The sequence below is a fragment of the Streptomyces sp. LZ34 genome (assembly GCF_053890475.1).
This window is the reverse complement of sequence record NZ_CM132680.1, coordinates 5477146-5491144: the sequence shown is the minus strand read 5'-3', so window position 1 is coordinate 5491144 and position 13999 is coordinate 5477146. Positions and strand designations below refer to the sequence as shown.

Annotated in this window: 1 protein-coding gene (cut by a window edge); it reads left to right on the top strand. The window is 71.7% G+C overall.

Annotation, left to right across the window (positions count from 1 at the left end):
- Positions 1 to 3 precede the first annotated feature (3 nt).
- Positions 4 to 13999, top strand: the beginning of a protein-coding gene (locus tag ACWY4P_RS21780) for a lonely Cys domain-containing protein (RefSeq protein ID WP_456212218.1). 42341 nt of this gene lie beyond the right edge of the window; the window shows 13996 of its 56337 coding nt (coding positions 1-13996); the start codon lies at positions 4 to 6; the stop codon falls past the right edge of the window.

Below are 13999 nucleotides of genomic sequence, written 5' to 3'. Positions count from 1 at the left end.
CCCATGGAGGAGATCACCTACACCCCCGAGGAGGCGATGTGGATCCAGATCCTCATCGGTGACAAGCCGATCGCTGCCAGGGCGAACCTGGCGTGGGACAGCCAGGACCAGTTTCCCGATCTCGCCGACAACCTGGTCGAGTTCATAGACAGTGTCCGGGACGCCCTGTCGGATGTCGCCAACGCGTTTCCGAAGCAAGTCGGGGACGCGCTCACCAAGGCCATGGAGCCGCTGACCGGCTCCTACGGATCGAACGGTATCGGGGACCTGCTCGGTAAGCTCCGGATGGACCTGCCCAACGAGCGGGCCCAGCAGTCGATGAAGATCCAGCAGGCGCATTGGGAGATCATCGCCGAGATCACGATGATGCTCATCGAGCTGGCCGCGCTCACGGCGATGTCCTTCTTCACCGGCGGGGCCTCGCTGTCCATGGCAGCACTGGTGAGGGCGCGGGCGGCGCTCGGCATCCTGATGGCGATGCAGCGCCTGCTGAACTTCTTCCCCATCGCGGGGGCCCTGCTGGAGGCGGTCCAGGAGATGATCGAGGCCCTCGCCGTCAACCTGGCGCAGCTCGTCATCAATCCCCCGGCACGCAGGCCGAACGGCATCGACGGGACCAACCTCCGGGACAGCTTCTTCGTCGGCTTCATGACCGGTCTCTTCATCGACGTCTTCCAGGGCGCGGCGAACTACTTCAAGAAGGGCATATCGGACTTCTTTAAGAAGAATTTCGACGAGGACATCTTCGGCAAGTTCGACAGAGACTTCCGGAACACGTTCAAGGACATCGACTTCAACTCGCCGAATCTTGATCACATCTTCGGGAAGCCCGGCCGGGTCAATAACATGGCCTACGACTTCGTGGCGACGTTCGTCTCCCACGGTCTGGGCGAGGGCTTCGGCGAGGTGGTCTCCCAGGGGATACTCCACGGCAACTGGGCGTTCAAGTGGGAGACGTTCGTCTTCTCCGGCACCAGCGCCGTGGCGGAGATGGGCGCGGGCAATGCGCTGGGGTCCGGCGCCGGCTGGCTGCACGGCAAGGTATTCCCCAACGGGAACATCTTCACCGACTTCATCAACAAGAGCTATGCGATAGCTGCTCTCCGGGACGGGGCGGGGAGCGATTCCCCAGCCGATTCCGGATCCGGCTCCGATTCCGGATCCGGCTCCGATTCCGGATCCGGCTCCGATTCCGGATCCGGCTCCGATTCCCGCTCCGATTCCCGCTCCGGCGCGGGCCCGGACCTCCCGAAGTCCTCCCTCCCCATCACAACGTCCGCAGACATCCCCACCCACGGGGACAACAGCTCGTCGTACCGGGACAACGACTCGATGTACGAGGGCATCAGCTCGTTGTACGAGGACAACAGCTCGCTGTACGGCGATGACAGTTCGCTGTACGGCGACAACAGCTCGTTCACGCCCGGGTACCGCGACTCCGACACCTACTCCGTGGACTCCTACGGCTCCTCCAACTCCTCGGCCGACTCCGTCTTCGACGACACCGCGTCCATCAACTCCGCCAGTTCCTCCGACTCCGTCGGTTCGGACATCCCGGAGTACAACTCCTCATCGGCGCTGACCGGCGGGGGCTCCTCGTCGTCGTATGTGCCGCACGCGAACTTCCCGGCCGGCAAGGGGTTCCAGACCACCTCGCAGAGCCCGCCGCTGAACCTGCCCGGCTCCGCCGGGAGCAACCTGCCGCCGACGGGCCCCTACTCCGCGGGGTCCGGTCTCACGACGCCCGAGGGCGTCGAGGACTTCAAGGGGAACAAGGAGTTCCAGACGGGCCCCGATGGCTCCCCGGCCACCTCGGACTTCCCGAACACCTCGGGTCTGCCGGGCACCTCGGGCTCCCCGAATACCCCGGGTCTCCCAGGCACCTCGGGCCTGCCGAACTCGTCGAGCCTCCCGGTGCCGCCGGCGGCGCACACCCCCACGGTCTCGAACCCGGACGCGGAGTTCGACGGGGCTTTCGGCGAGAACGGCGAATCCACCCCCACGGGCCAGAACACCCCCACGGGCCAGAACACCCCCGTAGGCCAGAACGGCCCCGCGGGCCAGAACACGGGCGCGGTTCCGCCCCCCGTCTCCCACAGCGGCGGGCAGACCCCGGCCACCACTCCGCACACGCCGTCGGCCCAACAGCCTTCCGGCACCCCCCAGCCGGGCCAGGGGCCCCGCGCCGAGCAGCAGCAACCGCGTCCGGACACGGAGACGTTCGGCGGCCCGTCGGCCGACTCCGTCATCGATGCGGACACCACCCCCGATACCGATACCGATACCGACACCCGGCCCGACACGGACCCCGCCGACCGGGGCAAGTCACCGGCCACCCCGGCGCCCCCGGACCGGGAGGAGATCGACCGCGCCCGGCAGGACTACGAGGACGCGCTGGACTCCTTCCGCTCCGCCGCGACCGACGTGGACACCATCGGCGAGCGGCTGGACACGGGTGTCGGCACCAGCGCCGACACCGCCGCGCACCAGGACGCCGGGCACCGGGCCGAGCAGGCGCGGGGGCGGATGCTCGACGCGGCGGCGCGGCTGCGGGGTCTCGGCATCGACCCGCACGGCGACCCGTACGCCCCGGGTCAGGAGGGCACCACGGGCCAGGGCGCCGAGGGCGACGCGAGGTCGCGGCAGGGGCAGGTGCCAGACGTCCACCGCGACGACGCGCAGCGCCAGTGGATCGCCCAGCAGGTCATCCCGGACGACCTGCCGGAGAACCCGCCTCTGCTCGACCCGGACGACGACGTGGCCATCGCCGAGCTGAACGACGCGGGCGTCACACCAGGCCCCAAGCAACAGACCGCCACGGCGCTGGGCATGGACCGGTTCCCGGTGCGCGACATCGACCTGGCCCCGGTGGACCACGTCAAGCTCCAGATGATGCGGTCCGATCCCTGGCCCGCCCCGCTCGACGAAACCGCGGCCAACGCCACCCGGCGTATCTGGCAGTCGGCGTACGCGGACTTCGCGGGCGCGATACCGGACGACGGACCGGAGCGGCTGGCCGCCGGCCGCGCCTGGGACAAGGCCGTCTCCCTGGTGCTGCCGCTGGAGCTGCACCCGGTGCTCGCGGACTCGCGGCACGCCGGGCGCGACTTCCGCGACGCGGTGCGCCAGGTCGCCGAGCACCTGCTGACACACGGCCCTGACGCGCCGTCGGGCATTGCCCTCGCCGACACCCTCCGCGCGGGGATGGGGTTGCGGCACCGTGTGCGTGGGGGCGCCCCCACGCCGCCCCCCAACCCGCCCTCCGACCCGCCCACCCCGCCGCCGCCCGCGTCCCGCGTCCCCACCACCTCCAGCGGGGGAACACCGGCCACCTCGGCGACGTCGGCTCCGGAGCCCGGCCCGGTGGCCCCGGCGCCGGTGCCCTCGGTGTCCGACGAGTCCGACTCCGCCGACCGGCCGGCCAAGCGGCAGGCGATGACCGGTGATGTGCGCCCGGACGAGGCGCTGACCGACCGGCGTGACGCTGAGGAGGTCGGGCCGCCGCCGACTCCGGGGCCGTCGCGTATGCCGTATGTGCCGCAGGTGTTGCGTGTGGCGTTCGGGGCGCAGGTGGCGCAGGACCCGCGGTACGGGGTGATGATGCGCGGGCTGGCGGCGCTGGAGGTGGCGCGCAGGGGGGATGCGCGGTTCGGCACCGGGGGCCTCGATCTGGAGCGGATCGCGCGGGGGATCCTGCACCTGGGTTCTTCGGAGCCGATGACGCGTGGGCGGTATTTCGAGGCGCTGGCCGTGGCGGCGGCCGCGTACCGGGACGGGCGCGCGGGGAGTCTGGCCGCGGTGGCGGCGTATTGGTTGCACAAGAAGGCGGGGGTATTGGGTGATGCGAGTGCGCTGACCGGTCCTGACGACTGGTTCCAGGGGCGGAACTTCACCGGGCAGGCTCTGGATCTGCAGCTGGACTACGTGGGGCGGCAGGGTCCTGACGGTCTGAAGTTGTCGCCGCCCCCGTGGCAGGGTCCGCCGTACGTGGTGGTGGTGGAGCCCGGTTCCGAGGAGGGCCTGGTCGTGCTGCGCGACGGGCAGGGCAACTCGACAGAGGTGCCGTACGAGGAACTGGCGGAGCTGGTGGCGCACGACCCCCGACGGCCCGCGGGCGCTCCGGTGGTGCTGCTGATGCCGGAGGCGGGCGCGGGCATGAGGGCGTTGCCCAGGCTGATGGCCGCTCGGCTCGGGACGCGGGTGTGGTCCACGTACGGCGGTCTCCGGTTTGAGCCGGTGGGCGACGGCTCGCCCAGGCGGCGCGTGGTGCTCGCGTCGGTGAATCCGGGGTCTGCGCCCGTGGGGGCGTGGATTCCGAGCGATCCGGGTCACCTTCCGGACGGTCCGTGGGAGGTGGCGGCGCCGGACGGTTCGACGTTCTCGGACAGCGACGTGGAGATGTACGCGTTGCCTACGTCCGACGGGCAGCGGCTGACCGGACTGGCGTTGCTGAACGCCAGGGACATGGCCGCCGGTGAGAGTGATCTGCGGAACGTGTCGCGGATTCGGCACTACGCCGACCGGATCGAGTACGAGGGGATCAGCACTACGGGTCCCCTCCTGCCCCTGCCACGGGGGCTGACCGACGCGATCGTCGTGGTGGGGGACGGTGAGGCGGGGCTGCCCCGGCTGAGCACGGGGCAGAGCCACATGGTGACGAGCGGGGAACTGGCCGCGTTCCTGTGGCGCCAGATCGCCGTGTCCGTTCCGGCGCATTGGCCGGTGTGGCTGGTGGGGCCTGGGCTGGCGAGGCTGCCGGAGGGCGCCGACCGGCTGGAGCACGTGCCGGGCGCGCAGGATGTGGCGACCAGGCTCGGGCGGTCGGCGTTCGCCTCGGACGCGAAGCAGCGTGTGATGGGGGACGAGAATCCGCCGTATCTGGCCATCGTGGAAGATCCGGAGAATCCAGCGCTCGGGTATCGGGAGTTCCCTCCGGAGCCGTGGCCGCCCGCATTGTCGATGTGGGCGGACGTGGCGGGACTGCCGTGGGACGTGCCGGACCGGGTGGAGCGGGTGCTGCGGTGGGTGCGGGCGCTGAGGGAGGTTCACGGCTTCGATATCGACACCAATCCCAGGCTGGCTGGGGAGTTCCAGCGGCTGCTCCTGGGTTTCGGAGCGCTGGAGCGGCAGTCGCTGGCGCAGGGTCTGGGGCCGTTGACGTGGGCGGGGCTCGAACAGACCGCGGAGGAGTTCGCCGGGCAGGGGGGCTGGGATCCGACGCTGAGCCCGTATCTGCTGGGCCAGTTGCTGGAGGCGTACCGGGCGGCGGAGGCTCTGGCGACCGGGGAGCCCCCCCAGCCCGGTGCCGAGAGCGAGGACATGTCCGGTGTGCTGGGGCTGAGGCCCGAGGACGCGGCCCGTGTGCTGGGGATGGCACCCCAGGACGGTGGGGTGGCGTCCGGCCCGGTGCGGCAGTTGGAGTCGCGTCTGCTGGGGATGTCGGCGGAGGACCGGTTCCGGGAGTTGTCGCTGCTGTCGTCTGACGAGCGGCGGGAGCTGGCGTCGAATTCGGTGTGGGTGGACGAGTTGCGGCGGGCTCTGCCAGGTATGGAGTTCGCTGAGACGGCGGCCCAGTTGATGGTGGTGGTGCAGGACGGTCCGGGTGAGCCGATGGCGGATCAGCCGGTGTGGGCGGGGCGGGTCGCGCGGGTGCGGGCCGCGCGGATGCTGGTCAATCCGAAGATGGCGGTCGCGCTGCTGAAGGGCGGTGTGCGGGTTCTGGTGGTGCCCAGGGACGTGGCGCTGACCGGGCTGCGCCGGTTCCGAGGTTATGCGGGGAAGTCTGACTGGGACACCTTGCGGGGCGTCATGGACGCGCGTGCCGTGGCGGTGCCGGAGGAGAATCTTCTCGGTGAGGTCACGAGTGTGCCGGATGCGGAAAATCATGCGGACGGTTACGGCACGCCCGATCACGAGTTCACGCACGCGCTCCATGTGCACGCGCTGGGTGATTCCGACCGGAAGGCCATCAAGAACGCCTATCAGGCCAAGCTGAACCCGCGGCGGGGCGTCGATCCGTTTGATGTGGAGTGGCCGGACGGGATTCGGCGGGACCTGGATGGCGATCCGGTCGACAACTATTCCTCGAAGGACGAGTACGAGTATTTCGCGCAGGCGGTGAACGCGTATCTGGGGGTGAACACGGGGACGGACCCGAACACCGGTCGGCCGCGGAACAACGGGGCGGCCTGGGTGCGGGAGCACGAGCCGGCCCTGCTGCCGATTATGAGGCGGCTGTTCGGCCACTACGAGAATCTGCTTGATGATGCCGAGCGGAAGGTCGTCCAGGACGCCTATCGGGCCAAGCTGAACCCGCCGCGGGGCTTCGATCCGCTCCATGTGCGGTGGCCGGACGGGATACGGCGGGACCTGGCCGGCAACCCGGCCGACAACTACTCCTCCACGGGCGAGTCCGCGTATTTCGCGCAGGCGGTGAACGCGTATCTGGGGCTGAACGCGGGGACGGACGGCTACACCGGCCGGTCGCGGAACAACGGGGCGGCCTGGATACGGAGGCACGAGCCGGCGCTGCTGCCCATTCTGGAGCGGCTGTTCGGCCGGGATCCGCAGGGCCCGGGTCCGGCGAACCCGAGGGAGGAATCGCAGGCGGAGAACGAACTGTGGGAGACCTTCCGCGCCTTCTGGGACGAGGTGGAGGGGGTGTACCGGCCGCAGCCGCACGCCCTGGCCACGGCGCCCCCGATGGCACCGGCGGCACCGGCGGCCCAGGAGGCCGCCACCACCCCGGCGCCCGGGCGGCGTTCGGGTTCCGCTGAGGATGTCGGGCCGTTGCCCGCGCCGCCGGGAGAGGGGTCTTCGCGTGCGCGGCGGCGGTCGTCGGGTGTGCCGCAGGTGTTGAGTGCGGTGTTCGGGGCGCGGGTGGCGGAGGACCCGCAGTACGAGGTGATGGTGCGTGGGTGGGAGGTGTTGGAGGCGGGGGGGCCGCGGTCCGGTATCGGGGAAGCCGCTCTGGAGCGGATCGCGCGGGGGATTCTGCGCCTGGGTCCTGCGGAGCGGATGACGCGTGGGCGGTATTCCGAGGCGCTGTCGGTGGTGGCCGCCGCGCACCGGGACGGGCGCGCGGGGAGTCTGGCCGCGGTAGCGGCGTACCGGCTGCAAGGGACGGGGGTGCTGGGGGATGCGAGTGCGCTGGTCGGCCCGGACGGCCGGTTCCTGGGGCGGAACTTCACCGGGCAGCCTCTGGATCTGCTGCTGGACGATGTGGGGCGGCAGGGGTCTGGCGGTCTGAGCTGGACACTGCCCCCGTGGCAGGGGTCGCCCTACGTGGTGGTGGTGGAGCCCGGTGGCGAGGCGGGCATGGTCGTGGTGCGCGACGGGCAGGGCAACCCGTCCGAGGTGACATACGCGGAACTGGCCGAGTTGGTGAAGTATGACCCCCGGCGGCCGGCGAACGCTCCGGTGGTGCTGCTGATGCCGGAGGCGGGCGCGGGTCTGAGGCGGCTGCCCCGGCTGATGGCCGACTGGCTCGGGGTGCGGGTGTGGTCCACGTACGGCGGTTACCGGTGGGATCCGGCGGGCGACGGCACGTCCAGGCAGCGCGTGGTGCTCGCGGCCACGCGTCCGGGGGCGACGCCCGTGGGGGCGTGGGTGCCGAGCGATCCGGGTCAGCTTCTGGACGGTCCGCGGGAGCTGACGGCGGCGGACGGTACGAAGTTCCTGGACACCGACGTGCATGCGTTCGCGCTGCCCAGGTCGGACGGGCAGCGGCTGATCGGGGTCGCGTTGTTCAACCCCATGGAGATGGCGCAACGCGAGGAGCAACTGCGGAATGTGTCGCAGATCGAGCACTACTTCGATCACAACGAGTCCGTGCGGGGGACCGGCGGGCACCGTAACGGTGCCGTGCGGCGCCTGCCACGGGGGCTGACCGACGCGTTCGTCGTGGTGGTGCACAGCCTCGGTACCCAGGCGGCGCTCCCCCTGGCGAGCACGGGGCAGAACCACATGGTGTGGAGCGAGGCGCTGAGCAGCTTCCTCAAACGCCAGATGGCGACGATGTCCATTCCGGAGGACTGGCCGGTGTGGTTGGTGGGGTGTGGGCTGGGGAGGCTGCCGGTGGGCGCCGACCGGCTGGCGTACGTGTCGGGTGCGCAGGTCGTGGGGACCAGGTCCCGGCGGACGGCGTTCTCCTCGGACGCGCGACTGGACGTGTTCGGGAACGGGAATCCGCCGGCTCTGGCCAAGGCGGATGATCCGGACACCCCGGTGTTCCAGTGGCAGGAACTCCCCCCGGAGCCGTTGGCGGAGACCTTGTCGGCGTGGGCGGACGTGGCGGGGCTGCCGGGGGACGTGGCGGACCGGGCGACGCGGGTGCTGCGGTGGGTGCGGGCGATGCGGGAGAACCACGGCATCGATATCGACACCAATCCCGCGCTGGCCGGGGAGTTCCAGTGGCTGCTTCAGGGTTTCGGGGCGCTGGAGCGGCAGGCGCTGGCGCGCGGTATGGGGCCGTTGACGTGGGCGGAGCTGGAGCGGGTCGCGGCGGGCTATGCCGGGCAGATGGGCTGGGACCCGACGCTGAGCCCGAATCTGCTGGGCCAGTTGCTGGAGGCGTACCGGGCCGCGGAGCAGTCGTCTTATGGGGCGCACGCGGCTCCGCCGGCTTCGGATTCGGCGGCTCCGGGTTCGCCGGCTTCGGGTCCGCAGGGGTTGCCCCTGCCCGATGCCGCGGGCCGGGGCCTGCCGCGCGAGGTGGTGTTCGGTGGGGTGTCGGCCGGCCCGGTGGGGGAGTTCGGGTCGCGTCTGCTGGGGATGTCGGCGGAGGACCGGTTCCGGGCGTTGTCGCTGCTGTCGCCTGATGAGCGGCAGAAGTTGATGACTGATCCGGTGCTGGTGGACGCGTTGCGGCGGGGTCTGCCCGCTGTGGAGTTCGCCGAGATGGCGGCTCAGCTGATGGTCGTGGTGCAGCCCGGGATGGATCGGCCGGTGTGGCCGTTCCGGCCGGAGACGGTGGAGGACCTGGCGCGGAAGCGCTTCGCACGCATGCTGGGCGATCCCGGGGCGGCGGCCGCGCTGCTGAAGAGTGATGTGCGGGTCGTGGTGGTGCCCAAGGACGTGGCGGTGACCGCGCTGGGCCCGTTCCGGCATCTCGCGGGGGTGCAGGTCGCCCCGAACGACTGGCGTATCTGGGACAACGTGCGGGGCGCGGGCGGTACGCGTGACACGGCGGTGACGGAGGAGAACCTCGTGGGTGAGGCCACGAGTGTGCCGGGTGCGAGCTTTTTTGAGGACGGTTACTCCACGCCCGATCACGAGTTCGCGCACACGCTCCACGAGAAGGCGCTTGATGACTTTGACCGGAAGGTCATCAAGATCGCCTATGAGGCCAAGCTGAACCCGCCGGAGGGTGTCGATCCGTTCGATGTGGAGTGGCCGGACGGGATACGGCGGGACCTGAATGGTGTACCGGCCGAAAACTATTCCTCGACGAACGAGTTCGAGTATTTCGCTCAGGCTGTCTGCGCGTATCTGGGGGTGAACGCGGGGACGGACGCGTACACCGGGCGGCCGCGGAACAACTTGGCGGCCTGGGTGCGGGAGCACGAGTCGGCACTGCTGCCGATTCTGGAGCGGCTGTTCGGCCGGGATCCGCAGGATCCGGGTCCCGCGAATCCGGTGGAGTACACACGGGAGGAGCGGCTGTGGGAGGGTTTCCGCGCCTTCTGGGACCAGGTGGAGGGCGTGTACCGGCCGCAGCCGCACGCCCTGGCCCCGGTGGCACCGATGGCCCTGGTGGCCCAGGACACCGCCACCACCCCGGCACCCGACGGCGAGTGGCCGGACACGGAGTCCGACACCAGCGACACCGACATGTCCAGCGACACGTCCAGCGAGGGGGGCGTGCCGTTGCCCCCGCCCCCCGCCCCGGCGCAGGACGTCGAGGACCTGTGGTCGCTGCACCTGTTCTTCGGGACCGGCGCGATGGACCACCACTCGTTCGACACACTCATGGCCGCGGCCGGGGCGCTGCGGCGGCTCGCCCTGGCGGGCGCGGAGCGGCCGGGCACGTCCCCGGACCCGCTCAACAGGATCCACGGCCTGGCCCGGCGGGTCCTGAACCTCGGTGCCGACGGCGAGGTGGACGTCGGACACCTCCGCCGCCTCGGCTCGCTGGCCCTCGCCGTCCCCCCGGACCAGCTGACCAGTGAGGCGGCCCTCGCACCGCGCCAAGCGGACCCGGACGACCCGGACGCCCTGCCGGACGGAGGAACCCTGCCGCGGGACGGGAGGGTGCGGGACGTCGAGAGTGTCGCCGGAATCGATGACGAGCACTGGGTGGAGCTGTTCTTCGGGCCCACCGCCAAGGACACCCACACCCATGCGTTCGGCACGCTCCGCGACACGGCTCAGGCGCTGCGGCGGCTCGCTCTGGCGGGTGCGGAGGGGCCGGTCCAGCTCCTGGACGCGGTCGGCAGGACCAACGACCTGGCCCGGCGGGTCCTGGGCCTCGGCACTGACGGTGAGGTCAGCGCCGGGCACCTGCACCGCCTCGGCTCGCTGGCCCTCGTCGCCTCCCTGGATCGACTGGGCAGTGAGGCGGCCCTCGCGTCGTTCCGGGCGGACATGGACGCCGCGCTGGGCAGCGACAGTGACGCGGATGGCGACAGGAACAGCGACGCGGACATCGAGGACCCCGCTCCCCGCGACGGGGCCGACGCACGCGGGGCCAGGCCGCTGACGACAACGAACTACACCGTCGTGGACAACCGCGGCGACGGCGTGCTGTTCCGCAGGCCCGGGGAGACACGGGGTGACTGGCGCTCGCCCCGCGCGTTCGACTGGAGGGTGGATCCCCCGGAGTTCGCGGTGTCGGTGCAGGACTACGCCGAGATCCCCGCCACCGGCCGGCCCGCCCTGCGGATCTCCGCCGACCGTACGCTCGCCGTGGAGGACGGCGCGCTGGGACAGCAGGTCTTCGCGACGGCCGAGGCCGTCGCCCGCTCCTCGGTCAAACTGGCGCGCGCGGGCAGCGGGGTGCGGCTGGAGACCGACGAGAACCTGAGCATCGTCCTCCCCACCCCCGACGGGGGAAGCAGACAACTGTTCCGGGTCAACCCCGTGTTCCCGGGCAGCACCGGGAAGTCCACCGAGGAGGCGTGCCGGGAGTTCGCCGACCTGGTGTCCGGCGGTCACCGCACGTCGCACCTGGTCCTCTCCGATCCCCGGAGCGGCGAGGTGGTCACCGCGCCGGTCAACGCCTCCGACAGCGTGGAGACCACCGGCACCCACTACCTCGCCGAAGCCCTGGCACGGGTGGCGGATGGCGAGACCCCGCCGGACGCGGTGCGCCCGGAGTGGGCGGCCGACGTGCTGCGCCAGGACGACCGGCCCACGGGCGGGTACGGCGGTCCGCTGCCCGGCCGGTCGTATGGCAGCGCGCTGAGCCTCGCAGCACCCGAGGACCCGCGGCGGGATGCCCTGTCGGACGCCGGGCGCCGTATCGGGATCAACGAGCACGCCTGGGCCGATGTCGGCGACGGGTATGTGGTGCAGTCCATCGCCGCGTCCGGAGCGGACGGTCAGGCGAGTCTGGAGCACAACCACGCCAAACCCGGCGAACAGTCCGACAGCCGTTATTTCGGCTACCACTTCCTGAGCGTGGTCCTCGCCAGCGAGGACGGCACCCACCAGATCTCTCTGGAGAACCAGACACAGACGTCGGTGCGGGCGGGCTGGCGCCGCAGGGCCGTCCTGGCGAACCTCGACAGCCTGGGTCTTGACAAGCTGCGGGAGATCGTGGCGGAGCTGCGCCGGGAGATCGAGCGGCAGCAGGACGCCGGGATCGACGAGCACCTCGCGGAGGTGTGCGGCTACCGTGATCTGACGCTGGCCCTGATCCGGGCGGGGCAGGCCCGGGAAGAGGTGCGGTCGGCGCCCGAGGGCTCCGAGGAGCGCGCACGTGCGGAGCGGGCGCTGGAAGGCGCCACCAAGGGGGCGATGTCCCGGCTCGGGCAGGTCGAACCGGTCATTCCCGGCAAGCACCACTGGTACATGCGGATGCACTCGCAGCGTCCCGGCGAGTCCGTGCACGACGTTCTCGCGGACCTGCCGGGTGAGGCCCCCTCGATGGTGGCCAACCCGCTCACCGCCGTCGCGCTCCGCGGCCACCAGGCGAACCCGGTGTCCATCACCCTCACCGGGGGGACCGCGGAGGTGGTGCCTGCCGATGCGAACAACCGCATCAGGTACGTGGCCAGGGTGGGGGCCAGGACCGGGGTGTGGAACGTCGATCACCAACTGCGGCTGCCGAAACTCAAGATCACTGTCGAGGGGGGTGGCCGCCGCCTCAGCAAGCTCGGAAAGGCGCGTGCCGATGCGGTCGTGGCGATGTACCGGGGCCATCTGGGCATGGAGTTGAGGCGGCTCCAGGAGGGTTCGCCGGGACAGCACATCACCGCCGGCAACTTCACCGTCGAGATCGAGCACCGCGCCGGCCCGTCCGGCACCGGCACCGGCCCGGACACGCTGACCCTCACGCTCGACGACCGGCGCGGCGGCCCGCGCCAGGTGGCCACCCGCGGCCCCGGCCGCCCGGGCATGAGCGTCGCGGACGCCGTCCCCCCGGCCCCGGCCCTGACCCCCGCCCCCGCCCCGGTTCCGGACGGCGACCGGCCCGGGCCCGCGTCCGTTCTCACCGGCCCGTCGACGGACAGCCTGCGCGCGATCCGCCCGTACGACCAGGAGTCGGGCGGCCTTGACCGGCCGTCGGAGGCTGACGAGCAGCGGCTGCGCGACGTCTTGCCGGTCGATCTCGACGGCGCGTACCAGCGCTTCCCCGACCCGCGCGGCACCCGCTTCGGGCTGGCCGCGCCCGTCCGCAAGCTGAACCGCAGGCTCCCCTACAACACCCTGTTCACCGACGCGGGTGGCGCACCGTGGGTGCGGCGTCTCAACGGCAACTGGGCCGACCCGGCGCGCCAGCTCAACTGCCTCGACGTGGCCCGCTCGGCGCTGGTGTCCTGGTTCGGCCGGCCCACCGCGGCCGCGCCCGTCCAGGCCGCGCCCGTCCAGGCCGGGAGGCCGGACGGCCGGCTTGAGGTCGAGCGGGACAGCATGGAGCGGACCGCGCGCTGGCTGGGCACCGGCTGGCGGTTCCACGCCGAGGACCCGGGCACCAGCGCCCGCGCGGCCACCGCGAACGCCGTCCGCGCCGTCGAGCGGCGGCTCGGCCGGGGCGACGCCGACCGCCACGGCTCGGCGGCGATCCTCCGCTTCCAGCGGCCGAACGGCACCGTCCACGCGGTCAACGCCTTCAACCACGAGGGCCGCATCGACTGGGTCGACGGCCAGTACGGGCGCGTGAGCGACCGCCCCCTTTACGAGGGCCACACCTTCCTGTCGATCGAGGTCGGCCCCGACGGCCGGCCCATCGACCCGGTGCCCCTCTCCGACGGTCCCGGCCATCAGACGACCGTGCGCACGCCCCGCGGCCCGGAGCGCCTGCCGCTGCCCGGCGCGCTCACGGCGCCGTCCACCCCGGAAGTGACCCCGCCGTCCACCCCGTCGTCCACCCCGGCCGTCCCCCCGGCGGCCGCCGGGCGGGCCGGGCCCTCCACCGCCCGCCCGCCCCGACAGTCCGAGCTGTTCCTCGACACGCCGTCGCCCCACAAGTCGGCCGTCGAGGGAGACCGGCGCGCCGTACGCCGCCGCTCCGCGACGATGCCCACCCTCCGTAACACGATGACCTTCCCCGCCGACCAGGGCCGGTCGCACGTCAAGGCGGACCGGGACGCGGGGAGATGGCGGAACCCGCTGCGGCGGATCGAGACCTCCGGGGTCTTCGGGCGCCCCGGCTCCGCCGCGTCCCCGACGAGGGACTCGGTGCCCTCCCCGCGCCCCGGGAGCGACCAGGCCCGCGAGGGTCTCGAGCGCGTGACCTCCGGATCCTCCCTCTCCGGCTCTTCCAGCCAACGGGCCGGGCTGGCCCATGTCCAGCAGCCGACCCCCCCGTTCCCCGGGGCACAGATCGACAACGAGC